General features: G+C 55.3%; 24 protein-coding genes, 1 tRNA gene and 2 pseudogenes. 6 read left to right on the top strand and 21 right to left on the bottom strand.

The genetic code is table 11. The features are described 5' to 3' along the window. Positions 1–36: 36 nt before the first annotated feature. From ACLBXN_RS18010 to ACLBXN_RS17940, 15 genes and pseudogenes are all read right to left on the bottom strand, one after another. Positions 37–273, bottom strand: a complete 237-nt coding sequence (locus ACLBXN_RS18010) for a hypothetical protein (RefSeq protein WP_167003180.1) — start codon at positions 271–273, stop codon at positions 37–39. A gap of 43 nt (positions 274–316) precedes the next feature. Beyond that, on the bottom strand, positions 317–1,840 hold the full coding sequence (locus tag ACLBXN_RS18005) for a TolC family outer membrane protein (RefSeq protein WP_407713567.1): 1,524 nt from the start codon (positions 1,838–1,840) through the stop codon (positions 317–319). Between the two features lie 2 nt (positions 1,841–1,842). Further along, a complete protein-coding gene (locus ACLBXN_RS18000; protein ID WP_447613030.1) occupies positions 1,843–2,301 on the bottom strand; it encodes a hypothetical protein in 459 nt (152 codons plus the stop codon). 353 nt (positions 2,302–2,654) lie between these two features. Then, positions 2,655–2,731 (bottom strand) — tRNA-Pro (locus ACLBXN_RS17995). Between the two features lie 30 nt (positions 2,732–2,761). Then, on the bottom strand, positions 2,762–3,211 hold the full coding sequence (locus ACLBXN_RS17990; RefSeq protein WP_447613029.1) for a MerR family transcriptional regulator: 450 nt from the start codon (positions 3,209–3,211) through the stop codon (positions 2,762–2,764). Between the two features lie 216 nt (positions 3,212–3,427). Continuing rightward, positions 3,428–3,754: an integration host factor subunit alpha gene (locus ACLBXN_RS17985; RefSeq protein ID WP_003053575.1), complete on the bottom strand. Its 327-nt coding sequence runs from the start codon at positions 3,752–3,754 to the stop codon at positions 3,428–3,430. 28 nt (positions 3,755–3,782) lie between these two features. Continuing rightward, positions 3,783–6,236, bottom strand: coding sequence for a phenylalanine--tRNA ligase subunit beta (gene pheT / locus ACLBXN_RS17980; RefSeq protein WP_447613028.1), 2,454 nt, complete (start codon positions 6,234–6,236; stop codon positions 3,783–3,785). Positions 6,237–6,401: 165 nt separating this feature from the next. Further along, on the bottom strand, positions 6,402–7,454 hold the full coding sequence (gene pheS, locus ACLBXN_RS17975) for a phenylalanine--tRNA ligase subunit alpha (RefSeq protein ID WP_003069975.1): 1,053 nt from the start codon (positions 7,452–7,454) through the stop codon (positions 6,402–6,404). 200 nt (positions 7,455–7,654) lie between these two features. Beyond that, positions 7,655–8,014, bottom strand: coding sequence for a 50S ribosomal protein L20 (gene rplT / locus ACLBXN_RS17970; RefSeq protein ID WP_003053572.1), 360 nt, complete (start codon positions 8,012–8,014; stop codon positions 7,655–7,657). Positions 8,015–8,040: 26 nt separating this feature from the next. Then, positions 8,041–8,244, bottom strand: a complete 204-nt coding sequence (gene rpmI / locus ACLBXN_RS17965; RefSeq protein ID WP_003053571.1) for a 50S ribosomal protein L35 — start codon at positions 8,242–8,244, stop codon at positions 8,041–8,043. Positions 8,245–8,436: 192 nt separating this feature from the next. Continuing rightward, on the bottom strand, positions 8,437–9,069 hold the full coding sequence (gene infC, locus ACLBXN_RS17960) for a translation initiation factor IF-3 (RefSeq protein ID WP_072248305.1): 633 nt from the start codon (positions 9,067–9,069) through the stop codon (positions 8,437–8,439). An 82-nt stretch (positions 9,070–9,151) separates the two neighbouring features. After that, positions 9,152–11,071, bottom strand: coding sequence for a threonine--tRNA ligase (gene thrS / locus ACLBXN_RS17955; RefSeq protein WP_343679137.1), 1,920 nt, complete (start codon positions 11,069–11,071; stop codon positions 9,152–9,154). Between the two features lie 321 nt (positions 11,072–11,392). Further along, positions 11,393–11,623, bottom strand: a pseudogene (locus ACLBXN_RS17950) (isocitrate lyase); the annotation flags it as partial. Between the two features lie 241 nt (positions 11,624–11,864). Further along, positions 11,865–13,037, bottom strand: coding sequence for a tyrosine-type recombinase/integrase (locus ACLBXN_RS17945; RefSeq protein ID WP_447613027.1), 1,173 nt, complete (start codon positions 13,035–13,037; stop codon positions 11,865–11,867). A 286-nt stretch (positions 13,038–13,323) separates the two neighbouring features. Continuing rightward, positions 13,324–14,541 carry a DUF3631 domain-containing protein gene (locus tag ACLBXN_RS17940; RefSeq protein WP_447613026.1) on the bottom strand — a complete coding sequence of 406 codons (1,218 nt, stop codon included), beginning with the start codon at positions 14,539–14,541 and terminating at the stop codon, positions 13,324–13,326. 175 nt (positions 14,542–14,716) lie between these two features. Here ACLBXN_RS17940 and ACLBXN_RS17935 point away from each other — a divergent pair, with 175 nt between their 5' ends. After that, a complete protein-coding gene (locus ACLBXN_RS17935) occupies positions 14,717–14,908 on the top strand; it encodes a hypothetical protein (RefSeq protein WP_447613025.1) in 192 nt (63 codons plus the stop codon). 581 nt (positions 14,909–15,489) lie between these two features. On the opposite strand, the gene ACLBXN_RS17930 is transcribed toward ACLBXN_RS17935, so the two are convergent. The 3 genes from ACLBXN_RS17930 to ACLBXN_RS17920 form a co-directional block, all read right to left on the bottom strand. After that, positions 15,490–15,957 (bottom strand): hypothetical protein, encoded by a 468-nt coding sequence (locus ACLBXN_RS17930; RefSeq protein ID WP_447613024.1) that lies wholly within the window; start codon positions 15,955–15,957, stop codon positions 15,490–15,492. Positions 15,958–16,101: 144 nt separating this feature from the next. Then, positions 16,102–16,470, bottom strand: coding sequence for a hypothetical protein (locus ACLBXN_RS17925; RefSeq protein WP_447613023.1), 369 nt, complete (start codon positions 16,468–16,470; stop codon positions 16,102–16,104). Positions 16,471–16,591: 121 nt separating this feature from the next. Then, positions 16,592–17,080 carry a hypothetical protein gene (locus tag ACLBXN_RS17920; protein WP_447613022.1) on the bottom strand — a complete coding sequence of 163 codons (489 nt, stop codon included), beginning with the start codon at positions 17,078–17,080 and terminating at the stop codon, positions 16,592–16,594. A 316-nt stretch (positions 17,081–17,396) separates the two neighbouring features. On the opposite strand from ACLBXN_RS17920, the gene ACLBXN_RS17915 reads away from it, so the two are divergent. Continuing rightward, a complete protein-coding gene (locus tag ACLBXN_RS17915) occupies positions 17,397–17,729 on the top strand; it encodes a helix-turn-helix domain-containing protein (RefSeq protein ID WP_447613021.1) in 333 nt (110 codons plus the stop codon). A gap of 69 nt (positions 17,730–17,798) precedes the next feature. Here ACLBXN_RS17915 and ACLBXN_RS17910 read toward each other — a convergent pair whose 3' ends face one another. Next, on the bottom strand, positions 17,799–18,608 hold the full coding sequence (locus tag ACLBXN_RS17910; protein ID WP_447613020.1) for an IS5 family transposase: 810 nt from the start codon (positions 18,606–18,608) through the stop codon (positions 17,799–17,801). A gap of 480 nt (positions 18,609–19,088) precedes the next feature. Between ACLBXN_RS17910 and ACLBXN_RS17905 the strand changes: the two genes are divergently transcribed. The 3 genes and pseudogenes from ACLBXN_RS17905 to ACLBXN_RS17895 all read left to right on the top strand — a co-directional run. Then, positions 19,089–19,898 carry a hypothetical protein gene (locus tag ACLBXN_RS17905; RefSeq protein WP_447613019.1) on the top strand — a complete coding sequence of 270 codons (810 nt, stop codon included), beginning with the start codon at positions 19,089–19,091 and terminating at the stop codon, positions 19,896–19,898. Beyond that, complete coding sequence (locus ACLBXN_RS17900) at positions 19,895–20,446, top strand: hypothetical protein (protein WP_447613018.1); 552 nt, start codon at positions 19,895–19,897, stop codon at positions 20,444–20,446. The genes ACLBXN_RS17905 and ACLBXN_RS17900 overlap by 4 nt, the downstream gene beginning before the upstream one ends. A gap of 370 nt (positions 20,447–20,816) precedes the next feature. After that, positions 20,817–20,974 (top strand): annotated as a pseudogene (locus tag ACLBXN_RS17895) (IS5/IS1182 family transposase); the annotation flags it as partial. 180 nt (positions 20,975–21,154) lie between these two features. Here ACLBXN_RS17895 and aceA read toward each other — a convergent pair. Continuing rightward, positions 21,155–22,486, bottom strand: a complete 1,332-nt coding sequence (gene aceA, locus ACLBXN_RS17890) for an isocitrate lyase (protein WP_447613017.1) — start codon at positions 22,484–22,486, stop codon at positions 21,155–21,157. 509 nt (positions 22,487–22,995) lie between these two features. Here aceA and ACLBXN_RS17885 point away from each other — a divergent pair. Beyond that, positions 22,996–23,949 (top strand): DMT family transporter, encoded by a 954-nt coding sequence (locus ACLBXN_RS17885; RefSeq protein ID WP_447613016.1) that lies wholly within the window; start codon positions 22,996–22,998, stop codon positions 23,947–23,949. Here the strand turns inward: ACLBXN_RS17885 and rraA are convergent. Continuing rightward, on the bottom strand, positions 23,924–24,439 hold the full coding sequence (gene rraA / locus ACLBXN_RS17880) for a ribonuclease E activity regulator RraA (protein WP_003053562.1): 516 nt from the start codon (positions 24,437–24,439) through the stop codon (positions 23,924–23,926). The genes ACLBXN_RS17885 and rraA overlap by 26 nt on opposite strands. Positions 24,440–24,508: the final 69 nt, after the last annotated feature.

The raw sequence follows: 24,508 nt of genomic DNA, 5'->3' as shown, positions 1-24,508 counted from the left end.
GTTCAACGTCTGGTTTGGTCATCTTCAACAATCAACCTATAAAAGCTCTTCGTCATCATCAATCAAGTCCAGCGAATTGCGCATGCGCTGGCGCGCCTGCTTGCGTTGGCTCAGCTTCTCCAGCGCCTGTGGCGGAAGATCCGTCAAGCGCAAGGTTCCATTGGCAAGCAAGGCATCAATCAAGTCCTCCAGAACGCGGATGAAATCCGCATCCAGTGCCGACAGCTCCCGCCGGGAAGACCGCTCCGAAGGTGGTGAATCGCTTTTATCCATCTTGTTCAACTCCCACTAAAGATGCGCCAGATGCCGGCAGCCATCATTGGCGGACAGCTGCGGCCGGTGCAGACACAGGAGCTGGAGCTTGCACAGGAGCGCCCTGCTCGGTCTCCATGCTGGCAGGCACCGGCGTCAGATTGTTGGTGTCCGGCACCGAGGATTTGCAGCTGCGCAGCAAGTCATCGGGCAAGGTCAGCGCCTGCTGCTCCTCCGGACGGCTATCGTCATGCGGCTGCGCGAGGCCCAGCACCGGCAGAATCTGGCTGGACAAGGTCAGCCACTGGTACTCGGCCTTTTTCAGGTCATATTGAGCATTGACCAGGGCGCGCTGCGCATCGAACAACTCGTTTTCCGTATTCAGCAGGTCCAGCAGCGAACGCTGACCGATCTTGAACTGCTGCTGATACGCCACGCGCACCTTGGCAGTGGAAAGAACATGCTCACGCAGGAATGGCGTTTGCTGACGCAGACGGGCCATGGTGTTCCAGGTAATCGACAGCTCCTGCTGAAGATTGCGGCAGGTGTAATCGCGTACGTCCTGGGCCGCATAGCCCTGGGCGATCGTCTGGCGCAGACGTGCCTCGTCCGCGCCGCCGCGATACAGGTTGTAGGTTAGCATCAGCTGCACCCGCGAGCTCTGCACATCCCAATAGGCCGGCGAGTTCTGGTCACGGTCACGACCGGTGGATGCCAGCAGTTCCAGCTTGGGCATATGCGCCCCCTTGGCGGCCTTCTGACCTGCCTCGGCCGCTTGCACCAGGGCCTGTTTCGACAGCAGCAGCGGGCTCGCGCGCAGCGAATCGCCAAAATCCTTGGCAACCCCGGACACCGGCAGCTTGCCAGTCACCTCGGGCACGGGATCCAGCGTGGCCGCCGGATACTCGCCCACCACGCGACGGTAGCGCTGCATCACATCGTTGAGGTTGTTGCTCTCGGTCATCAGATTGGTCTGTGCCAGGGACAGACGACCGCTGGCCTGCTCCAGGTCAACGCCGCGGCCCACACCGGACTGCTGGCGCTCGCGCAACTGGCCCAGCGTCACCTGATGGGTGCCGAAGTTCTCACGCGCCAGCTTTTCCATTTCACGGTAGCGCTGCACATCCAGATAGGCCGCGACCACATCATTGGCCAGGTTTTCCGTGGTGGCGCGCAGATCGTAGAACTTTGAAAGCTTCTCAAAGCCCAACTGACGGATATTGCTGCTGGTGGTGAAACCATCAAAGATCAGCTGACGCAGCTGCAGATTCCAGCCCGGACGGTTCCAGTTCTGCGAGGGTGAATCCTGAATATGGCTGCGCCACTCGCGCCCGACCCAACCTTGCGCAGTGACTTGTGGACGCCAGCCGCCCCGGGCCACGTTCTGACCTTCGGCGGACGAAGTGAAATCCTGAAATCGCGCCTGCACTTCCGGATGCGTCATCAGTGCCTGCTCCACCACTTTTTGCAGTGCGACACCTTGCTCATTGGCTTGCTGTGCATTCATGGTTGTCTGGGCCATGCCTCCCATGGCCCACGAGGCCACACCCAAAGTGGCAACCACTTGTGCAATCTGACTGAATTTCATTGTTATCCCTCTTGTTTGACTCCGACCGGGCAATGCGATGTCTGGCCCGCCAACGAATGAGCGAGAGCAATCGGAGCGACCTCTGCAAGTCGCTCCCCGCGGAAGCTGGTGTTGATGTGGACAGGCTCGCTGCTGCCCGGCAAGGCACCGCAGACGGCCTCAGAACTCGCAAAATGGAACTCTGTAACTCTCTTGCTCACAACCTTTGGCGTCATGCCAGCGCCGCGCAGGAGACTGAAGGTCAGGTCAAGCTTGTTGCCTGATCGACAAAACTCATCACTTTTGCCTGACAAGACACCGCTTGGCGGTGCTGAAGGGATGGCGCTACCAAACCCGAAGTCAAGCAAATCACGCGGACAGGCTGTGAAGCGGCGATAGGCTAGACACAGCGCATTTGGAGATTTTCCTTTCCACGATAGCAAGGCGGAGCCTCCGGTTTCCGGCCGGTGTTCTTGACGCATAACCTTGCATGCGAAGCCGTGCGTTGATGGTTGATCTCCTGGCAACACCATCAAACAATTGGATTCAGTTGCAAATCTAGCACAACGCATGCAAGAATTTGTTTCAAAAATCACTCAAACAGCCGAACTTCGAGTTTTTTGCCTGGATTTGGCAATTCTTTTCATTCCTGCTTTATATCAAAGAAACTAAGAATCAATACCGCTTCCGCCCTCGTTATTCTCGTTGGGGTTAACGCAATCGGACGAAATCAGACCGGTTCCTACAGGGAAGCCGTCACCAAATGCTTCACGCCGGATCGCCGCGGCAATAGAAAAAGGGCTTCTGACTTGATAGTCAGAAGCCCTTGTCTAATTGGTCGGAATGGCGGGATTCGAACTCGCGACCCCTTGCACCCCATGCAAGTGCGCTACCAGGCTGCGCTACATTCCGAAGACTTGAATTATACACAAAAATTCGACGTCAAAGAGAAAGCAGCGCCCTGATCTGCAAAAGCTCTTCTTTTACCTCTTCCATGCCCATGACACCGGCGGGCTCTGCGAGGTCCTGTTGCAGCATTGCGCTCAGCAGATGGCTCTGCGCCAGGTCCTCTGCCGGCACGGGCAGTGCCGACTGCGCAAGCACCGCCTGCGGCTCGACCGCCCTGCCGTGGCCCGTCACCAGTTCGCGCAGACGATTTCTTGCACCGCTGATGGTGAAGCCCTGCTCGTACAGCAACTCCCGGATGCGGCGCACCATCAGCACCTCGTGGTGCTGGTAGTAGCGGCGGTTGCCGCGCCGCTTCATGGGCTTGAGCTGCACAAACTCCTGCTCCCAGTAACGCAGCACATGAGGCTTGACGTCGCACAGATCCGCGACTTCACCGATGGTGAAATAGCGTTTGGCAGGAATTGCCGGCAAAGATGAAGCCATGGCTGGTTGCAAGCAGTCGGTGGAGGGACGAGTGAAAGATAGACCATCACGCCTTGCGCAAATCCGGATCAGGCACGACGTGCACTCCTGCCTGCGCAAGTCCTAGCAATATAGCGCGAAGAGCTGACAGGACCTTGCACCGCACGCGACGCAAGACTGTCAGCTCTTCAATGACCGATGCTCCGCTTGACAGTGCACCAGCCGTGTGCCAATCGCTTAAGACCCCGAACTCTCGCCCTGGATCAGCTCCTTGAGCTTGCTGCTGGCATGGAAGGTCACCACGCGGCGCGCAGCAATGGGAATCAGCTCGCCGGTGCGCGGGTTGCGACCGGGACGTGGTGCCTTGGTGCGGATCTGGAAGTTGCCAAAGCCCGAAAGCTTGACATCTTCGCCTTCCACCAGCTTTTGCGAGATCAGGTCGAAAAACGCATCCACCATGTCCTTGGCTTCGCGCTTGTTCAGACCGATTTCGTCAAACAGCAGATCGGCCAGCTGCGCCTTGGTCAGCGCGGGGCTGTCGATGCTCTCTACGGCAAGCTCCATGGGTCGATCTCCTTGTGGATTGAACATATCAGCGCAGACGAGCCGCAACGCGTTCAACCAGAGCCGCAATGGTGCCCTGCATGGCGGCCTCGATGTCCGCGTCGGTCAGCGACGCGGTGTCGCTGCCCAGCGTCAGACGCACGGCCAGGCTCTTCTCGTCCTGGGCCAGACTGCCCGGCGCAGCTTCCTCGCCAGCCTTGAGCTTCTTGGGACGGAAGACGTCGAACAGCACGGCCGAGCGCAGAATGCCGCCCTGCACACCCTGCTGCACGGCTTCCATCACCTGAGCGTGGGTCACGGCTTCCTTGACGACCACGGCAATGTCGCGCTCCACGGCCTGGTGCTTGGCCACGGGCTTGAAGACGGGCACCTGACGGGCCAGCACGGCATCGAGCTCGAGCTCGAACATCACGGGAGCCTGGGCCAGATCCCATTCCTGGCGCCACTGGGGATGCAGCTCGCCGACAAAGCCGATGGCCTTGCCGTCCAGCAGCACGCGTGCGCAGCGGCCGGGGTGCATGGCCGGATGCTCGGCAGGCTCGAACACGGGCTTGGCCGGTGCCAGCAGTGCTTCCACATCGCCCTTGACGTCGTAGAAGTCCACCTTGGCTTCTGCCCTGCCCCATTGCAGTTGGTCGGCAGCGCCGTAGGCGAGACCCGCCACGCGCATGGGCTGATAAAAGCCCTTGACGGTGGTGTCGGAGTCGACCACGGAGTCGTCCTTGAAGAACACGCGACCCAGCTCGAACACGCGCACGCGCTGAGCCTTGCGGTCCACGTTGAACTTGAGCACCTGCAGCAGCGAGCCCAGCAGCGACGAGCGCATCACGCTCAGATGGCTGGCAATGGGATTGAGCAGCTTGATGGCGTTGTTGTTGCCGGCCAGCTCCTGCTCCCACTTTTCTTCGACAAAGCTGAAGTTGATGGTTTCCTGGTAGCCCAGGCCCGCCAGCTCGTGGCGCACGGCGTAGGGGCTGCGCTCGTTCTCGGCGCGCAGCTTGGGCGAGATCGGGGCCAGTGGCTTGGTGGTCGGCAGGTTTTCGTAGCCGATCATGCGGGCCACTTCTTCGATCAGATCTTCTTCCAGATTGATGTCGAAGCGGAAGGTGGGAGCGGTGACGCTGATCACGCCTTCGCTGGCCACCGCAGCAGGCAGACCCAGGCCGTTCAAGGCATCCAGGCATTGCTGCTGGGTCACGTCCATGCCAATGACCTTGGCCGCACGTGCCACGCGCAGTTGCACGGCCTTGGAGGCGGGCATATTGGGCTTCTGGTCGTCCATGGCACCGACTTGCGTATCGGGCGTGCCGCAGATTTCCAGCACCAGCGCGGTGATGCGCTCGATATGCTCGGTGGTGAACTCGGGGTCCACGCCGCGCTCGAAGCGGTGACCGGCGTCGGTCGAGAAGTTGAAGTGGCGTGAACGGCCGGCCACGGCCTTGGGGAACCAGAACGCGGCTTCGATGTAGATGTTCTTCGTGTCGTCGGACACGGCCGTGGCGTCGCCGCCCATGATGCCGGCCAGCGACTCGACCTGCTTGTCATCGGCAATCACGCCGACCTTGAGGAAGTCGTCGATCTTGATGGTGTTGCCATTGAGCAGCTTGAGCGTTTCGCCCTCCTTGCCCCAGCGCACATTCAGGCCGCCGCTGATTTTGTCCAGATCGAAGATATGGCTGGGACGGCCCAGCTCGAACATCACATAGTTGGAGATGTCCACCAGCGGGCTGACCGAGCGCTGGCCGCAACGCGCCAGACGGTCCACCATCCACTGGGGCGTCTTCACCTGGGTGTTGACATTGCGCACGATACGGCCCGAGAAGCGGCCGCACAGATCGGTGGCTTCAATCTTGACCGGCAGCTTGTCCTGCAAGGCCACGGCCGCAGCGGGGAAGGACAGGGCTTTGAGTGGCGTGCCGGTCAGCGCCGACAGCTCGCGCGCCACGCCGTAGACGCTCAGGCAGTGCGCCAGGTTGGGCGTGAGCTTGAGCGTGAACAGCGTGTCGTCCAGATTCAGGTACTCGCGCACGCTCTGGCCCAGGGGCGCATCGGCGGGAAACTCCAGCAGGCCGCTAGCGTCTTCGTCGATGCCCAGCTCCTTGGCCGAGCACAGCATGCCAAAGCTCTGCACGCCGCGCAGCTTGCCGATCTTGATCTTGAAGGGCTTGCCATCGGCACCGGGCGGCAGCTCGGCACCCACGGTGGCGCAGGGAATGCGGATGCCCACGCGCGCATTGGGCGCGCCGCAGACGATGTTCAGCAGCTCGGGGCCGCCCACGTCGACCTGGCAGATGCGCAAGCGGTCGGCGTCGGGGTGCTGCACGGCTTCCTTGATTTCACCGACCACGATGCCGGTGAAGGGAGGCGCCACAGGATCCAGCTCTTCCACTTCCAGACCGGCCATGGTCAGGGTATCGGCCAGCTGCTGGGTGGTCAGATTGGGGTTGCAGTATTCGCGCAACCAGGATTCAGGAAATTGCATAGTCAGACTCTTTGGCGTTCATGCCAGTCGCACCGCAAGCGGTCTGCCACTGGCTGGGCATGCGTATCTCAAAAAGATGAGCTATTAGCGCTCGGCATATATGGATTTCAGCATCAAAACTATCTGAAATCGTTTCATGGCATGCGCGAGCAGCTCACTTTTTTATTACTGAAACTGCGACAGAAAACGGATGTCGCCGTCGAAGAACAGGCGCAGGTCGTTCACGCCATAACGCAGCATGGTCAGGCGATCGGGGCCCATGCCAAAGGCAAAGCCGATGTATTTTTCGGGGTCCAGGCCCATGTTGCGCACCACATTGGGGTGCACCTGGCCGGAGCCCGCCACTTCCAGCCACTTGCCGGCCAGCGGGCCGCTCTGAAACTGGATGTCGATTTCGGCCGAAGGCTCGGTGAACGGGAAGAAGCTGGGGCGGAAGCGCAGCACCAGATCATCCTGCTCGAAGAAGGTCTTGCAGAAGTCGGTGAACACGACCTTCAGGTCCTTGAAGCTCACGTTCTCGCCGATCCACAGGCCTTCGCACTGGTGGAACATGGGCGAGTGGGTGGCATCCGAGTCCACACGGTAGGTGCGGCCGGGAGCAATCACGCGGATCTCGGGCATGGTCTGACCGGCATCGAGCGCGTTGCGGTAATTCTTCACATGCTGCACGGCATGGCGCACCTGCATGGGGCTGGTGTGCGTGCGCAGCAGATTGGGTGCGTGCTGGGTGCCGCCTTCGACATAGAAGGTGTCGTGCATGGAGCGCGCGGGATGGTCTTCAGGCGTGTTCAGCGCCGTGAAGTTGAACCAGTCGGATTCGATCTCGGGGCCCTGGGCCACATCAAAGCCCATGGAGCCGAAAATGCCCTCGATACGCTCCATGGTGATGGAGACGGGGTGCAGCCCTCCCGCGCCACGACGGCGACCGGGCAGAGTCACATCCAGCACCTCGGCCTTCAGATGGGCCTGCAGCTCGGCGTCTGCCAAGGCCTTGCGACGGGCGGTCAAGGCCGCTTCGATCGCCTGCTTGGCAACGTTGATGGCGGCGCCGCGCGACTTTTTCTCTTCGACGGAAAGCTGCGCCATGCCCTTCATGAGCTCGGTCATCTTGCCCGACTTGCCCAGAAACTGCGCCTTGGCATTTTCCAGATCAGCGGGGGTGTGGGCTTGCGCAAACAGTTGCTGTGCGCTTTCGACCAGAGAATCCAACTCGTTCATATCGACTCTTTATCGACTTGTAAAAATAAACAAGGGCTAGTGCCTTTTCAAGCCCTAGCCCTTGCTGTTTGTGCATCAGCAGCTACTGAACAAGACACGACTTCTGCAATCAAGTTCAAGCAAGATGCTCGCCCATCGGCAAATGCCTGTGGGGATTCTTGTCTGCAAAAGTCCTACAAGAGTAACTACCGATCGTGACCTCAGGCAGCCAGCTTGGCCTTGACTTGGTCGACGATAGCTGCAAAAGCAGCCTTGTCGTGCACGGCGATATCGGCCAGCATCTTGCGGTCGATTTCGATGGCAGCCTTCTTCAGGCCGTTGGCGAATTGGCTGTAAGTCAGACCCAGTTCACGTGCAGCAGCGTTGATACGAGCGATCCACAGCTGACGGAACACGCGCTTCTTGGTACGACGGTCACGGTAGGCATATTGACCAGCCTTCATGACCGCTTGCTTGGCAACGCGGAAGACGTTACCACGGCGACCGCGGAAACCCTTGGCCAGATTCAGAACTTTTTTGTGACGGGCGCGAGCCGTTACACCACGTTTGACGCGAGGCATGTGTTTTCTCCTAGTTCGTCAGTGAATTACAGGCCTGCGGAAGGCAACATCTTTGCGATGGAGCCCATATCGCCGGAATGCACGTTGACAATGCCACGCAGGTGACGCTTGTTCTTCGTGGTCTTCTTGGTCAAGATGTGACGCTTGAAGGCTTGACCGCGCTTGACGGTACCACCGGGACGAACGCGAAAACGCTTCTTCGCGCTGCTCTTGGTCTTCATTTTGGGCATGTGAATGCTCCTATTGAATTTGTGCTCGCAAGGCGGTGTGCAACCCGCACACACTTCGCTGGCCTCCGAGGCACTTGTTTGTCAGTCCAGCCAGGCCGGGCTGACTCTTGCAGGCAAGCCTGCAAATTCTTTGTCTGCCACACAAAACAAAAGTGGGCCAAGCCCACTCTTGCCCGAAAGGCAAAACCGCAATTATGCCTTATCTGCAGCCTCAGGTGCAGCAGCGACGCCATCACCTTGTGGTTTTGCACCACCGGCAGGCTTCTTGCCGCCTGCACGAGCCGGCGCAACCATCATGATCATCTGACGGCCTTCCAGCTTGGGGAACTGCTCCACCTGGATGGAATCGGCCAGATCGTCACGCAGACGGTTGAGCAGATTCAGACCCAGCTGCTGGTGCGTGATTTCACGGCCACGGAAACGCAGCGTGATCTTGCACTTATCGCCATCCGCCAGGAAACGGCGGATATTGCGCAGCTTGATGTTGTAGTCACCATCATCCGTACCAGGGCGGAACTTCACTTCCTTGATTTCGATGACGGTCTGCTTGGCCTTGGCTTCAGCAGCCTTCTTCTGTTCCTGGTACTTGAACTTGCCGTAATCCATCAGACGGCAGACTGGGGGAGATGCGTTGGCCGCAATTTCCACCAGGTCGACATCCAGCTCGCCGGCCATGCGCAGCGCTTCTTGCAGCGGCACGATGCCCAGGGGCTCGTTGTCGGGACCAGACAGACGCACTTCAGGCGCCATGATTTCTCGGTTCAGTCGATGCTTGCGCTCTTCACGGTGGCGCCGATCGCGAAATTCAGTAGCTATGGTTTTCACCCTTGGATTGAAATGGCTACAACAGCGTAGCCGGCTAGCGTGCCTTGCACGCTGACCGGCCCGCCACAAAAATTAATCTGCTTCAGGCCTTGGCCGTGATGTCCTTGGCGAGCAATTCAATGAATGCATCGACCGACATCACTCCGAGGTCTTTGTTACCCCGGGCGCGCACTGCAACCGCACCAGCTGCCTTCTCCTTGTCGCCTGCGACAAGGATGTAGGGCAGCTTCTGCATGGAATGCTCGCGTATTTTATACGTAATCTTTTCGTTGCGCAGATCTGTCACTACCCTAAGGCTTTGATTCGGCAATGCTTTTTGCAGCTTCTGCGCAACTTCCTGCGCATAGTCGGCCTGAGCGTCCGTGATATTGAGCACGGCAGCCTGCACGGGAGCCAGCCAGGCAGGCAGCGCGCCGGAGTGATGCTCGACCAAAATGCCGATGAAACGCTCGAGCGAACCCAGAATCGCGCGGTGCAGCATGATGGGACGATGGCGCTCGCCATCCTCGCCTACGAATTCCGCATCAAGACGCTCGGGCATGTTCGGATCCACCTGGATGGTGCCGCACTGCCATTCGCGGCCCAGCGCATCCTTCAGGGTGTATTCGATCTTCGGACCGTAGAAAGCGCCCTCGCCCGGCAGGTACTCGAACTCGCAACCCGATGCACGCAGACCTTCGGCCAGCGCGTTCTCGGCCTTGTCCCAGGCTTCATCGGTGCCGATGCGCTTTTCGGGGCGAGTGGACAGGCGATACAGGATATTGGTGAAGCCGAAGTCGGCATACACCTTCTGCAGCAGCGAAGTGAAAGCAGTCACCTCGGCCTGGATCTGGTCTTCGGTACAGAAGATGTGACCATCGTCCTGAGTGAAGGCACGCACGCGCATGATGCCGTGCAGCGAACCGGTGGGCTCGTTGCGATGGCAGTTGCCGAACTCGCCAAAGCGCAGCGGCAGATCGCGATAGCTCTTGATGCCTTGCTTGAAGATGATGATGTGGCCCGGGCAGTTCATGGGCTTCAGGGCATATTCACGCTTTTCCGAATCGGTGGTGAACATGTTTTCGCGATACTTGTCCCAGTGGCCCGTCTTCTCCCACAGGCCCTTGTCCAGAATCTGCGGAGCCTTGACTTCCTGGTAGCCGTTGTCCTGATAGACGCGGCGCATGTACTGCTCGACCTGTTGCCAGACCGCCCAGCCCTTGGGGTGCCAGAACACGGTGCCGGGCGAATGCTCATCGATATGGAACAGATCCAGCTCGCGCCCCAGCTTGCGGTGATCGCGCTTCTCGGCTTCTTCCAGGCGGAACAGATAGTCCTTGAGCTCGTCTTTGGTCGCCCAGGCTGTACCGTAAATGCGTTGCAGCATCTCGTTGCGGTGGTCGCCACGCCAGTAGGCACCGGCCACCTTCATCAGCTTGAAGTGCTTGAGCTTGCCGGTGCTGGGCACGTGAGGGCCGCGGCACAGATCCTCGAAAGCGCCTTCGCGGTAAAGGCTCACATCTTCATTGCTGGGAATGGAGGCAATGATCTCGGCCTTGTAGGCTTCGCCGAGACCCTTGAAGTACTGCACGGCCTCGTCGCGAGGCAGCACGCGGCGCACCACCTGCTCGTCCTTGTTGGCCAGCTCGGTCATCTTCTTTTCGATGGCAGCCAGATCTTCGGGTGTGAAGGGGCGCTTGTACGAGAAGTCGTAGTAGAAACCGTTCTCGATCACTGGGCCGATGGTGACCTGGGCATCGGGAAACAGCTCCTTGACGGCATAAGCCAGCAAGTGAGCAGTGGAGTGACGAATCACTTCCAGACCATCGGCATCCTTGGCGGTGATGATGGACAGCGGCGAATCCTGCTCGATCACAAAGCTGGTGTCCACGACCTTGCCGTTGATCTTGCCGGCCAGTGCGGCCTTGGCCAGGCCGGAGCCGATCGAAGCAGCGACGTCAGCGACCGAAACCGGGCCTGGATATTCGCGCTTGGAGCCATCGGGGAGCGTGATGTTGATCATGAAATTCCTTGTCAAACCAAATTTGTGTGGGGGAAAGCCAGCGCCAGAGCTTTGGAATCGCCTGAAAGCAAAAAGCGCGGAACCAGTCCGCGCTTTGATGAGGGTGTCGAGAAATCTCGGGCAGGCGCGAACCGCCAGCTGCCATCAGCAGCTGAAATACATCTCCGATGTAGTTCGCGGTGTCATAACCGTTGATGCCTTTCTCGCCCTTGTGAATTGAAGTCGTGGCATTTTAACCCTGCAATCAAAAAAGCGCCCGAGACTTTCGCCCCGGGCGCATAACCCCTTTTTTACCTAGACAGAATCACGATTCATCGTGGCTCAATGGAACTGCTCTTCCTCGGTGGAGCCGGTCAGCGCCTTGACGCTGGAAGAGCCGCCCTGGATCACGGTGGTCACATCGTCGAAGTAACCTGCGCCCACTTCCTGCTGGTGCGAGACAAAGGTGTAGCCCTTGTCACGTGCTGCGAATTCGGGCTCCTGGATCATTTCCACGTAGTGCTTCATGCCCTCGCCGCGAGCGTACTCGTGGGCGAACTTGAAGGTGTTGTACCTTCCAGCAATACCGCAAGTGGCAGATTTTTAACAGTTTTTTCCTGTTCCCTCGCATGCTGTTCGTGCCCACCCACGCATACCCCACTCCGCCAAAGTGAGCCGCTTGCCAGTTGCTCAACTTTTTCACCATCGCACTAAGGAGCCGGCTCACTGCAGCCCCCACGCCCCACCCAACCCGATGAGGTGGGTTGGTGACGTGGGTAGGTCTCTCTGGCACTGCCTAAATTTTAGACAGCGTTTAGGGGATAGCCCTCCAACTTGTGTCAACCACTTTGGCGGCAGCATCCACAGCAGACAAAAGCGTCTCATCGGCCAAATGGCTGTAGCGTGCCGTGGTCTTGAGTTGGGAGTGCCCCAGCAACTTGCTCACGACATAGATGGATTGCCCAGAGTTCACCAGATTGCTTGCGAAGGTGTGGCGCAGGTCATGCATCCGCAGGTCAGCCAGACCTGCTTCCTTGCGAGCTTTATCCCAAGAATGGAACAGATTGCCGAATGGCTTCTTTGTATCCGGATTGGGAACCACATATGAGCACCCCTTCCAGCGCGGCAACCCTTGCAGCACCTCCAAGGCTTTGTCAGAGATCGGAATGTTTCTGGCTTTTCCACTCTTGGACAGAGGAATGCGCCAGCTACGTCGCTCCAGATCAAAGTGCTCCCACTTGGCATCAAGCAACTCACGTTTGCGACATCCAAACAGCAACAACAAGGCGACGATGCTCTTGAGTTGGGTGTTGTCACTGCGAGATAGGGTTTCGTGCAAACGCTGAGTCTCAGTAGCACTGAGAAATCGCTCCTTTGCATTGTTCGTGGTGAACAGCACGACTCCATTAGCGGGGTTGAACTGACTTCCCGGAAGATCCTTCTTCTTCGCCAGGTTGAACATGATCTTGAGCAGGATGGGCAGCATGTTTGCATGTGCCAATGCGTAGCCCTTCCCTCGCAGATCCTGGTGAGCCTCCGCCACCATATCAGTCGTGATTGCATCCAAGTGCTTGGCTCCAAAACGCGGCAAGACATGACACTTGATGAAGCTCAGCGTGGATTGAAAATTCCTCCGATGCAACTTGATGTGGGGGACATAGATGTCACGAATGAATTCAGCCAAGGTCGGAACTGCTCGCAAGGCTTTACGCTCTTCCAGCGGATTGCCACCAAGCTCGACTTCCGAGCGCAAACGGCTAGCCTTCTGGCGAGCTTTGTCGTAACTGATCGCAGCAGCATCGCCAATCTTGTGCTGACGAAGCTTGCCATGGGTATCTCGATAGCGCTGGTGAAAAGTTTTACCTCCAGAAGAACGAACCTCCAGAATGAACCCTTTGATTGCACTATCGTAATAGTCCACCTTTGCTTTCTCGGGTGGACAGGTCGCCTTGCGCACAAACTGCGCACTGAGTTGGACAACGGGCATAGGCCCTCCTTTCATGGTTGGGGTTGGGATAAAGAAACGGGCCTATTGCGATAGACACCTGGGTAAAGGGCGCACGAATGCCCATCCACATGACCGTGGACATTCACAAAACATTGGGGGAAATAAAGAAGCGTGGCTCCCCGCCTGGGACAGCCACCGCCGGGGGGCGACGGTGTTCGAAATCATCGACTTAGGAGAGATGGCTTTGACCAAACGCCAAGCCCCCCCTCGCCACCGATCCAAAGAAGGCAACAACCTCGCCATGAGGTTGCGCCCCAAAAACGCCTTAGAAGTTCGGACTGCGCGACTTCCAGCCGGGAGGAGGTGTCAATTTTTTCTCAACTGACTCTTCCAATCGTTCCGGTAGATAGCGCACAAAGGCATCCTCGAATTCACGCACTTCATATCCCTTGGGCGTTTGGCCTGATTTGATGCGCACGGTCTTTGGCTTAATCCCATATGCCCCCATAAACCTCGCCAACTGACGTGCAGTCAAAGGTTGGCCTCGGTTGTAATTGGACCAATCCATATCCTGATCGTCATTAAGCTTTTCCAGCAAATCAACCGAGGGGATGTATTTCTCCTCATAGTTAGCCAAGACCTCACGAATATCTTCCAATAGTTGATTAGAAGAGGATTTTGGCGGTGATGTCTCAGCGCAATTCTGCAACGCAGCTTCAACCGCTTTGGCATACCAATCGTTTCCGAAGCAGTTAGCAATCGCAAGCAAGGACTCCCAATTGTCTTGCTGACGATCGCTAAGCTCTTCTGGCAAATCTTCCCACCCTTTCGACAAGACATCTCTGTGCTCAAGGACGAATTTGAGAATCCGAGAGCGCAAGCTAGCAAACACCTTTGGATCCGCCGAGCGCAAACGCTGCACAGTGTCATCTTTAGTCTTACGCTTCAAAGGAATCTGTATACCTCGGCTCATCGTGGCACTCGGCAAATGACGCTCAAGCATGATTCCCGCCATAGCTTTAGAACCGAAAACATTAAAAGCACGCTCGGTCATATCTTTACCATTAGAAGACTCCACACGCAAAACCACCCCACCTCGCTCGTAGCCCTTGTTAACAACACCGGCCATCTCGCTTTTGCCTTCCATAAACGTATCTGCTTCGTCGATCAGCAGTGTCGGACTGTAATTAGTTATCAACCTAAAAAGAGCTGCCAAAGAAATGTTCGCTGTTTCGATTGGGCGGGAAACCAACTTCTCAACCACTTTCAAAAGCTGTGTTTTTCCACACTCCCTCTCAGGCGCATTGATCAATAACAACGGACATCTGGCGAAAAGATTAGGACACCAAGAATTAATGATCCACAGCACAACAGCCAAAGCATCATGCTCTGATAAGACGACATATGATTTAATCGTATACAGACACTCTTTCATCAAAGCATCCAAATCAACTTTCCCACTCCACGGCTCGACATCATTCAAATTCAGCATACTCTTTATGAGATCCGGCGGGGAATTTTTAGGTCTAAGTTTCATTTTCATCAATAGAAATTAATGTTGGCATAGAAATGGATTGGCCAATCCCTGGTTCGCCGTATGCAAACAGCGAAACATGCATTCACTTTGCCAGATGAGCGACATTTCCAGCAAACCCCACCCCGTTATAAGCCCATATACTCAGTGGTAATTTCCAGAAGAGAGAAATATAAATACCCTCATGGAAGACATATTAAGTAGGAAAATAAAAATATATAAGCACAGATGCACTTCTTACTGGGAACAAAAATTTTTACTAGATAGAGTGCCTTCTGGATGGGAAGTCGAAAAAATAGAGGAGAAAAAAAGTCTTGCTTGCCAAACATCTAAAACAAGAAAGCCAGAGCAAGGCGTTCGTCTACATGGGAAGTGACTGCTGCATAGCCACGTAAACACCTCAGAGCATTCTCATGAAAATTTCAAAAAGTAAATAATGTAAATAAAATAATTATCACCCACTGCAGTCCTGCCCCCTACCCGACAGCATCCGCAACATCCGCAACGCTGCAACGGTGTTGAAAACTATCACCTCGTGCGTGTCGGAGTGGCAGATGTGGCGGAATCCGCCAGTCCCCAGGAGGCCCTGCGGAGCGGGTGCAGGGCATGGGCGGGGCCGGGACGCCCCCACCACAACGGACGGGCAGATTGCTCCCGAGGTGACACCACGAGGGGGCGGGCATCACCCCCCTACTGCCACGGCCCCAGCGCGCCCCTCTGCCCCACTGCTGTGGCCGCAGACAACGAGGCACGGTGCGTGGCGGCAATGCCTCTGACGTGGCTACTTACGGAAGCAACGCAGCCAGAGCGCGACCCCGGCTCCGATCAGGACCAAGATCAACAACTGCGGATACATGAAGGTCAAGATCGCGGCAGCAGCTATGGACATAAGACGGGTGGCGTTGAACCACATTCCCAGGGCCAATACAGTGATTAAGGCGGCTAGGATGCGCGGAGTCAAACTCGCCCCTTGACCTTCCGGTGCAACTTCACCGCCCCATCATTGCTGCCGATTGCCTTTGGCGGGCTTTGCAGGACCAGCTCCAGGGTAGTCATCGGCACATGCTCATGGAGCCGGGAATTCGCCTCACTGACTCGAATCAGCCCCAAGTCCCTCAACGCCGCCAGCACGAAGCCGCCGGTATTGATGGACTTGCCAGGGTGCAAACAGTGAAAGCTCTTTGCCTTGAGCTCCTGCGCCCCCAAGACAACGGCTTCGATCGCCTCAAACGCAGCCCAGTCCTTGCACCACATGCCTCCACCTGTATTGCGGGTGATTCGAAGATGCAAACTGCCATCTGCCCCATGTTTGCCAATCTCATAAGTCAGTGTGCTTTGTCCAGAGATTGATGCACATGTTCCGGTGTAAAAGCCACTAATCAATTCAGACTGAGACCCAGACTCAATTCTTTCAATTTCACTCATGATTTTCCTTGTAGTTCAACAAAACGATAGATCGAACGATCTATCAAATAAGATGGAAGAAATTACTCATTCAAGCAACGAAAATTGCACGAACGAATAAAAAAGCCGCCTTATACAGCGGCCTTGCTTCAACAGATAAAGTACTCATGACGAAAGCAACTCCATCTGTTTATGGCAATAGCTGAAAAGGCCTGGATCGACAGTGAGGCTCTTTGGAATATAGATAATCACCCCAGCACCATCATCGCTGAGTACCAACGTCAATTCAAACCATTCCTCATGACTCTCGATCACGTCACAGTTCCTCTCAAACAGAGAGAAACCCAATGCGTCATTGAGTGCTGTTAGTACATCAACAGGCTCAAGAATGATTACACGGAGAAACGATGGGTCATCGACTTCCAAATATTCAGATAGCTCATCAACACGCCTGCCAATAACAGCACCCAACTCAGTGCCAGAAATTGAAGGCAGGACACCCCGAACAGCTGACATTCCTTCATAAACTTGCATAATTTCCTTCCAGAAATAAAAAAGCCCGCCGAGGCACAAACCAGGCGGGCAAGAGATCGGCCATCAATTAATGGCCTGTGAGACTTCCTAAAATGGAACTCCTTTCATAAGTAACACTGAACTATTTTTCACTTTCCAGAATTTTCAGTTTCCCATCCTGTTTTTCACATATTTCCTGAACCTCAGTCAACAAGGAGTTATAAGTAACCCCTTCCCCTAAACCAGCAACGTAATCAACGATTACAACATCCTTACCCTCCAGAATTTTGCTGGCGTTGCTTTTGCATTGCTCGTACTTTGAGTAGTTATCCGGCTTTTTGCAGAGGAGAAGTTTTTGCCCTCCGATTGTTGGATCCGCCTCCAGCAGCGCCTGCCTCTTGCATTCACGAAATTCTTCAATCATCGTTTCACATTTAGCGTTTTCCTTAATGTGCCGTTGCATTCCCTCAGAATTCAGCACCCCCGCTATTTTGCAAGAATATAGAATCTTGGGCGCTGCCAGCAATTTATATTGCGAGTACTCCTCATCAGAAATACCTTCAACCTTGCCACAAGCCACTAGCGTGCCAATTAACGTTGTTGCAATTAAAAATTTAACTGATCTTTTCATTTATTAAACCTCCATTTCATTAACTCCATTAAACAGATATTTCCATTTCAGACTCAACCAGTCATAAACACCTTTCCTCAATAATCCTGTTTCCAATCAGAAAGTGGCACACCAATCCCATAGGCACCGTTGCAAAAAAAGGAATAGCGAACTCTTAATCGATCCGCTGCCCCAACAAGGACACGGAATCAGGAGTGCTCAGACCGATGCCCTGCCCAGACTTCGCAGGCACGATCAACTAAAGAGTCGGTCTCAATGACTCTTATGTAACGTTTTTCGTGACGACAGGCTAACACGGTGTCACGAAACTCGCTACATGAAGTCAGTGCCCCAGGAGCTCTCAAACGTCGTTGGTCGCCGCATGCGCGCCCGACGTGAAGCCCTGCAGTGGTCTCAAGAAAAAGTGGGAGTTCTCATTGGCATTGATGAGTCATCAAGCCGTGCCCGCATAAGCAGGTATGAACTGGGGACGCACGAGCCCCCTGTGAAGACAGCCAGGCAGATAGCCGAAGTGCTAGGCGTCCCACTCGCCTATCTCTACTGCGAAGACGATCAGGTGGCTGAGCTTCTACTAGCACTGCGCAAGCTAAGCTCAATAGCTCGTCACAAAAGAGTTACCACGTGGATCAATGAGCTGGCAGGACAGTAGAGCGTTGTGGCAGAAATCGCCGTGTCGTAAGCGGTAGGCTCAAGGTATGAGCCAGCCCAGTAAGACTGGCTAACACCACCTATCCACGAAGCGTGCGCAGATGACCGCTGCCGCCAACTTCAACAGCGCTTCGTGAATATCCAGCCGTCGTTCAAAGCGGATTCGCAGCTTGCCAAAGCCTGCAAACCAGCTGTGCGTCCTCTCCACCACCCAGCGGTGCTTACCCAGCCGTTGGCTGCTCTCAACGCCTCGTCTGGCAATCCGGCCGATGATGCCCGGCTGCCTCAGGTGGGTTCGGCATCGCTTGAAGTCGTAGCCTTTGTCGGCGTGCAGCTTGGCTGGTCTTTTACGGGGACGCCCCGACAAGCCTGCAATCGCAGGAATCGCGTCCACGCACCTCTCGAACATCTTAGAGTCGTGCCGGTTCGCGCCGCTGACCAAGATCACCAGCGGGATGCCTCTGGCATCTACAACGATGTGTCGTTTGGGGCCGAGCTTGCCTCTGTCCGTGGGGTTAGGGCCCGTTTCCTGCCCCCCCCGGGGGCTTGGTACCGAGGAGCCATCAATGCTGGCCCGGTTCCAATCGATCTGGTCGTGTTCACGCAAGCGCGTCAGCATGGCTTGGTGCAACTGCTTCCAAACACCAGCGGCATTCCAGTCTCGCAGGCGCCGCCAGCAAGTCGTGCCGCTGCCGTACCCAAGAGATTGGGGAAGGTCCTCCCATGGAATACCTGTTTGCAACACGAACAGGATGCCGTTGAGGGCGGCTTCGTCGCTGACCGCGAGCTTGCGCGCACCGCCTTTGGCAGACGGCACGAAGGCTGGGATCAGGGGTTGTAGCTGTCGCCGCAGTTCTTTGCTAACGGGTCGTCTTGCCATGAGGGCCGCAAGCATAACTGCTCTGCGAGGGGCTATGACGAAGTGATGTTAGCCACTCTTATCTCATCCTGGAGCAGTGGCTTATATCGCCACACGCTACTTACTTCCGGCGTGATGACTTGCAATAGATCACTAACTTCGTCGATCTTGAGCTTGTGGGGAACTTGAGCGAAGAAGTCGAACTTCAGGGTATTGCACAGGGTAATCACGCGCTAACTTACCGCATCAAACAACGGGATTCAGCGAAGCCAGGCAGTTTCGAAAGGTCACCTATTGAAGGAATGTTACACTTAGGCCAAATCTATTGCGAATGAGACTCATTTGCATATAATTAGTTTCGTGAATCCATACTCTTTCAATCACTAGATGACCAGAAAAAAGAATTTTGATATCTGTATGCATATCTATGCTGAAAGATGATTTCAGCTATTAATAGATTTTGACATTGGCGCAACATTAATTAATATTCGTAAAGTATATATGTGGAAGTGGATTTTTTCATTTATCGTGATCGTATTTCTAATTGCCGGATATAAGGCAATTGATAAAGATATTGACTCATCTAGCGAACCTAAGATTGGTGAATCAAAAGATTCATCGCCCACTACTAGTCATTCTTCAATAATCATACCAAAAGAAGGTCATTTCAATTGGGGTATGCCAACAAAGGGAGCAAAGAGATTTAGTGGTGTTAGATACGGCAGCCTACCTATTGAAGAAGCAGATCAGGAATCCGCTGAAATACTAAGAAAAGCAAGGGAGGATGGTATATATGCTTACCGCGCCTGGAGTTTATATGAGCGTTGCAATACTCTTAGTAAGACCCCAGATACTTACACCCTCGATGGAAGTTTTGATATAACGAAAAAATGCAGGGATTACATTCAAAAGGTTGGAAATAATGGTGATGAGTTTTTATTCATGGCAGCCCAATCAGGAATTCCAGAAGCAAAGATAGATTATCTGAGCATGGCATTTTATGATTTCGATATAAATACTGCAACCGCAGAGCAAAAAAACAAGGCTAACCAAGCGTATACGATGGTTTTAGATGAAGCAAACAACGGCAATGCTGATGCAATGGTGTTGGTGGCGGGTATCTATCAGACAGGCTTAATTGTAGAAAAAAATACAGTAGCAAGTTATGCATATGAATACGCGGCAATGAAAACTGGTTTGATGAAAAATAGAGAGGAGGTGCTAAAAATTCTAGAAAAAGATATGACAAGAAGTCAGATTAATGAAGCCATTCAAAATGGCGATCAGATATTCAACATTTGCTGCAAATGAGTATGAAAATCTTCAGAAAAAAGTTTCTCTTGGGATCGGTTTTTGTGTCTATGGCAGTTCTTGCTGCAGTTTATGGACCATTCAGATGCGATAATGGATGCAATGCTACAGACATGACAGACGGTCTAACAATGGCATTCATCAGAAGTACCGTTAATCAACAGCTGCACCAAGAAGCTTCGGCAGCAGGTAAATCCTTTAGCTGGAAGCCAGGGGATCAGCTTACTATATGTGATGGGAAATGGTGTGTCACTTCTCAATATCATCCATTAACTGGAACATTCATTTGGAACCCAATTAATAAACCCGCTTACAGAGATAATCGCCAGATGTCTTCCAATGAGGTATATTCTATTTATCTAGCACAGCTAGAAGATCCAGCGCTAAGACGAATGCTTGATACATTAATGGTCGGCTGCTTAAGAGGTACTTTGAAGATTGAGGGTGAAAGTTGGGGCGGAGACTCTTACTCGTGGGATGATGGATATATGAATGTAATATCTAGCGGATATCATTACAATCTGGGTTATGATTTTTGCAATGTGTAGTGGATTTCACAATTACTATTAGTTAATCGCTTCAGTCTGAGATTATTTCCGATTTCAGATATATGCCAAGCTCTCATACCGAGGGCTTGGCTTTATAGGCGACCCCCTACAGCCCGTTCATTTTCGATTGAGCCGAAGTGGAAGACTCCAATCAGCACTGGACTGAGAAAAATCCAGTAATCCCAGATAATTGCAGTTAGAAGTCTGGATATTGGTCTCTTGCTGCTATTGCAGGGTGAGAACTTTCTATAGCTTTTACAGCGTCTATTCGGGATTATGAGGTTTGAAATCAGTGCGCTCTTTTCGCATGTTCATCGCAGGCATAAATGGCCAGACCATCCGAAAAACCAGCTCACACATCCACTGAAGCATGGGTTGGCATCGCTGGGTGGTAGAGCGCACACACGCATGGTTTGCAGGCTTTGGCAAGCTACGCATCCGCTGTGAAGGCGGCTAGATATCCACGACGCATTGCTGAAACTGGCCGCTGCGATCATCTGTGCACGCTTCGTGGATCGGTGGTGTTAGCCGCTCTAAGCAGTCCAGCGATTGCTTATTGCCTTGTCACACAGGACAGAATCGCCGCATGGCACGAAGAGTCTACGAAGGTTGAGCCTAGCAACAGGCCAAATGAAAAAAGCGCCCGAGACTTTCGCCCCGGACGCATAACCCCTTTTTTACCTAGACAGAATCACGATTCAGCGCGACTCAATGGAACTGCTCTTCCTCGGTGGAACCGGTCAGCGCCTTGACGCTGGAAGAGCCGCCCTGGATCACGGTGGTCACGTCGTCGAAGTAACCTGCGCCCACTTCCTGCTGGTGCGAGACAAAGGTGTAGCCCTTGTCACGTGCCGCGAATTCGGGCTCCTGGATCATTTCCACGTAGTGCTTCATGCCTTCGCCGCGAGCGTACTCGTGAGCGAACTTGAAGGTGTTGTACCAGTTGCTGTGGATGCCGGCCAGCGTGATGAACTGGAACTTGTAGCCCAGCGCGGACAGGTCTTCCTGGAAGGAGGCGATCTGGCTGTCGTTGAGGTTCTTCTTCCAGTTGAACGAAGGCGAGCAGTTGTAGCTCAGCAGCTTGCCGGGGCAGGCGGCATGCACGGCCTGGGCGAATTCGCGGGCAAAGCCGATATCTGGCACGCCGGTTTCGCACCACACCAGATCCGCATAGGGAGCGTAGGCCACGCCACGGCTGATGGATTGCTCCAGGCCGTTCTTGACGCGGTAGAAGCCTTCTTGCGTACGCTCGCCAGTCAGGAACGGAATGTCGTTCTCGTCGTGATTGCTGGTGATCAGATTGGCCGCTTCGGCATCGGTACGGGCCAGCACGATGGTGGGCACGCCCATCACGTCGGCTGCAAAGCGAGCCGCGATCAACTTCTCGACTGCTTCACGGGTGGGAACCAGCACCTTGCCGCCCATGTGGCCGCACTTCTTGACCGCAGCCAGCTGGTCTTCAAAGTGCACGCCGGCAGCGCCAGCCTGGATCATGTTCTTCATCAGCTCGAAAGCGTTCAGCACGCCGCCGAAACCGGCTTCCGCATCGGCCACGATGGGCAGGAAGTAGTCGATGAACTCCTTGTCGCCGGGATTCACACCCTTGCCCCACTGAATTTCGTCAGCGCGCTTGAAGGTGTTGTTGATGCGGCGCACCATGGTGGGCACCGAGTCATAGGCGTACAGCGACTGGTCGGGGTACATGGTTTCGGACGTGTTGCCGTCGGCAGCGACTTGCCAGCCCGACAGGTACACGGCTTCCAGGCCGGCCTTGGCTTGCTGCATGGCCTGGCCGGCGGAGATGGCACCGAATGCGTTCACATAGCCCTTCTTCGAGCCGCCGTTGATCTTGTCCCACAGCACGTCGGCACCACGCTGGGCAAGGGTGTACTCGGGCTGCAGGCTGCCGCGCAGACGCACCACATCGGCGGCGCTGTAACCGCGCTTGACGCTCTTCCAGCGTGGGTTCTGTGCCCAGTCTTTTTCGAGGGCTGCGATTTGCTGTTCACGGCTCAGTTGCTGAGTCAGGGATTGGGGCATGGTGCACTCCTTAGCGGTTAAACAAGATGGGTTGGTGTTCGTCCTTGGGATTTACTTTATGTCTGCAACGCTTTTTCTCAGAGTCTTATGTCTTATAAAAGACTGAAATTTATTTTCAATAAAATCAACATCTTATTTTTATTTTTCACAATAAGAAAACCAATTTCTCATATCGAGAAATTTTGCGGCAGCGCAGCATTTCATTTTTCCATAATGCGAAATTGAATTCTTGCTTCATGAAAAATTGGCGCATTCCTGGCCTTCAGAACCGGAATCTCTCCGGTGCGGCACGAAACAAGCCTCGCCGTATGCACTGAAGCGCTTGTTTGCCAGCCGCATTGCCCTCCTCAACGCACTTGAACAAAAACAGGTGACACGGCAAAGACAGGGCACCAGTCGCGCGAGAACCAAAAAACAACAGTTCCCTGCGTCCGCGCCAAAAGCATGCAACAGCCCTGCCACACTGCCTTGCCACCTTCTTCTCCCTCTGACCTTCATCCCGCCACCTCATGCATACGCCCAGCCGCCCACTTGCCTATCTCTGCCTGGCGCTCAGCATGTCTCTGGTGGGCAGCTATGTGGCCCTTTCCAAGCCTCTGGCAGCCATCTTTCCGGTCATGTTGCTGGCATGGCTGCGCTTTGGCATCGGCGCCGTGGCCATGCTGGGCTGGCTCAAGGCCCCTACACATGAGGCGGCCCTGACCCGGCAGACCAAGTGGCTGCTGTTCTTTGAATCATTCTTCGGCAATTTCCTGTTCACGCTCTGCATGATCAGCGGCGTGGCCATGACCAGCGCCGTCACGGCCGGAGTGACCATGGCCGCGATTCCCGCCGCCGTTGCCATCATGAGCTGGCTTTTTCTGCGCGAAGCCGTGGGCGCACGTACGTGGACAGCGATTGTTTTCGCGGTGGCCGGAATAGGACTGAACGCCCTGAGCAAAACCGATGGCAGCAACGTTGCACCCGCCACTCAGCAAGGCCTGGGCCAGTTGCTGTTGATTGCCGCCGTGCTCTGCGAAGCCGCATATGCCGTGATCGGCAAAAAACTCACCGCCAGCGTGAGTCCCAAGCGCATTACCGCTCTGATCAATCTCTGGGGCTTTGCGCTCTCCGCCCCTGCCGGTCTCTATCTGGCCTGGCAGTTTGATTTTTCCCAGGTCTCTGCGCCTGCATGGGGCCTGCTGCTGTTCTACGCGTTGGCCGCCTGCGTCTGGACGGTGTGGTTGTGGATGACGGGACTGCGCGCCGTGCCCGCATCGCAGGCCGGCATTTTTACCGTGCTGCTTCCTGTCAGCGCGGCGCTGGTAGGCATGCTGGCCCTTGGGGAGCACATCAGCACCGTACAGCTGTTGGCCTTCGGTATCGCCTTGACCAGCGTGGTGATTGCCACCTGGCCCAGCTCGTTACAGCGCAAAAGCCAGGCACTCTCAACGGCGGTCAGGCCAGCAGATTGCGACGACTGAGCACAATGCCGTCGGCATCGGCATATAGCCAGTCGCCCGGACGAATCCACAGGCCCGCGATCTGAACATAGACATCGCGCAGTCCCTGGCCCTGCTTGACCGTGGGCATGGGGTTGAGCGCCAGTGCATAAAGCCCCACGGAGGCGGCCTTCAACTCGGCCAGGTCGCGCACGCAACCGTAGACCAGCACCCCGGCCCAGCCGTTCTGGGCCGCCGATGCCGCCACATTGCCGCCCACCAGGGCACGACGCAGCGAACCACCACCATCGACCACCAGCACGCGGCCATCACCGGGCTCGGCCAGCGCCGCCCGTACCAGACTGTTGTCGTCAAGGCATTGCACGGTGCTGACCTCGCCCATGAAGCCGACATTCGCTCCATAGCTGTGGAACACGGGTGGCAGGACGCGGAAATCGCTGCTGTCGTCGCTGATATGGGCATCGCAAAGATCGCAGGTGCTGAAGGGCAGAGAAGCCGGGGAATCGCTCATGAAAATCTCCACAGGGTCAGGTTTCGCCCATCTTGCCTCTAGCGCGGGCACTAGCACAAGCACAAGCGA

This window comes from Comamonas sp. C24C (assembly GCF_053345995.1).
The sequence above is the reverse complement of the archived record's forward strand: the minus strand, read 5'-3'. Positions and strand labels throughout refer to the sequence as shown.

What these genes read in the sequence shown, in the direction of transcription:
- ACLBXN_RS18010 (WP_167003180.1), bottom strand. Translation starts at nt 273, where the DNA reads ATGGATAAAAGCGATTCACCACCTTCGGAGCGGTCTTCCCGGCGGGAG.
- ACLBXN_RS18005 (WP_407713567.1), bottom strand. Translation starts at nt 1,840, where the DNA reads ATGAAATTCAGTCAGATTGCACAAGTGGTTGCCACTTTGGGTGTGGCC.
- ACLBXN_RS18000 (WP_447613030.1), bottom strand. Translation starts at nt 2,301, where the DNA reads ATGCGTCAAGAACACCGGCCGGAAACCGGAGGCTCCGCCTTGCTATCG.
- ACLBXN_RS17990 (WP_447613029.1), bottom strand. Translation starts at nt 3,211, where the DNA reads ATGGCTTCATCTTTGCCGGCAATTCCTGCCAAACGCTATTTCACCATC.
- ACLBXN_RS17985 (WP_003053575.1), bottom strand. Translation starts at nt 3,754, where the DNA reads ATGGAGCTTGCCGTAGAGAGCATCGACAGCCCCGCGCTGACCAAGGCG.
- pheT (WP_447613028.1), bottom strand. Translation starts at nt 6,236, where the DNA reads ATGCAATTTCCTGAATCCTGGTTGCGCGAATACTGCAACCCCAATCTG.
- pheS (WP_003069975.1), bottom strand. Translation starts at nt 7,454, where the DNA reads ATGAACGAGTTGGATTCTCTGGTCGAAAGCGCACAGCAACTGTTTGCG.
- rplT (WP_003053572.1), bottom strand. Translation starts at nt 8,014, where the DNA reads ATGCCTCGCGTCAAACGTGGTGTAACGGCTCGCGCCCGTCACAAAAAA.
- rpmI (WP_003053571.1), bottom strand. Translation starts at nt 8,244, where the DNA reads ATGCCCAAAATGAAGACCAAGAGCAGCGCGAAGAAGCGTTTTCGCGTT.
- thrS (WP_343679137.1), bottom strand. Translation starts at nt 11,071, where the DNA reads ATGATCAACATCACGCTCCCCGATGGCTCCAAGCGCGAATATCCAGGC.
- ACLBXN_RS17945 (WP_447613027.1), bottom strand. Translation starts at nt 13,037, where the DNA reads ATGCCCGTTGTCCAACTCAGTGCGCAGTTTGTGCGCAAGGCGACCTGT.
- ACLBXN_RS17940 (WP_447613026.1), bottom strand. Translation starts at nt 14,541, where the DNA reads ATGAAAATGAAACTTAGACCTAAAAATTCCCCGCCGGATCTCATAAAG.
- ACLBXN_RS17935 (WP_447613025.1), top strand. Translation starts at nt 14,717, where the DNA reads ATGGAAGACATATTAAGTAGGAAAATAAAAATATATAAGCACAGATGC.
- ACLBXN_RS17930 (WP_447613024.1), bottom strand. Translation starts at nt 15,957, where the DNA reads ATGAGTGAAATTGAAAGAATTGAGTCTGGGTCTCAGTCTGAATTGATT.
- ACLBXN_RS17925 (WP_447613023.1), bottom strand. Translation starts at nt 16,470, where the DNA reads ATGCAAGTTTATGAAGGAATGTCAGCTGTTCGGGGTGTCCTGCCTTCA.
- ACLBXN_RS17920 (WP_447613022.1), bottom strand. Translation starts at nt 17,080, where the DNA reads ATGAAAAGATCAGTTAAATTTTTAATTGCAACAACGTTAATTGGCACG.
- ACLBXN_RS17915 (WP_447613021.1), top strand. Translation starts at nt 17,397, where the DNA reads ATGAAGTCAGTGCCCCAGGAGCTCTCAAACGTCGTTGGTCGCCGCATG.
- ACLBXN_RS17910 (WP_447613020.1), bottom strand. Translation starts at nt 18,608, where the DNA reads ATGGCAAGACGACCCGTTAGCAAAGAACTGCGGCGACAGCTACAACCC.
- ACLBXN_RS17905 (WP_447613019.1), top strand. Translation starts at nt 19,089, where the DNA reads ATGTGGAAGTGGATTTTTTCATTTATCGTGATCGTATTTCTAATTGCC.
- ACLBXN_RS17900 (WP_447613018.1), top strand. Translation starts at nt 19,895, where the DNA reads ATGAGTATGAAAATCTTCAGAAAAAAGTTTCTCTTGGGATCGGTTTTT.
- aceA (WP_447613017.1), bottom strand. Translation starts at nt 22,486, where the DNA reads ATGCCCCAATCCCTGACTCAGCAACTGAGCCGTGAACAGCAAATCGCA.
- ACLBXN_RS17885 (WP_447613016.1), top strand. Translation starts at nt 22,996, where the DNA reads ATGCATACGCCCAGCCGCCCACTTGCCTATCTCTGCCTGGCGCTCAGC.
- rraA (WP_003053562.1), bottom strand. Translation starts at nt 24,439, where the DNA reads ATGAGCGATTCCCCGGCTTCTCTGCCCTTCAGCACCTGCGATCTTTGC.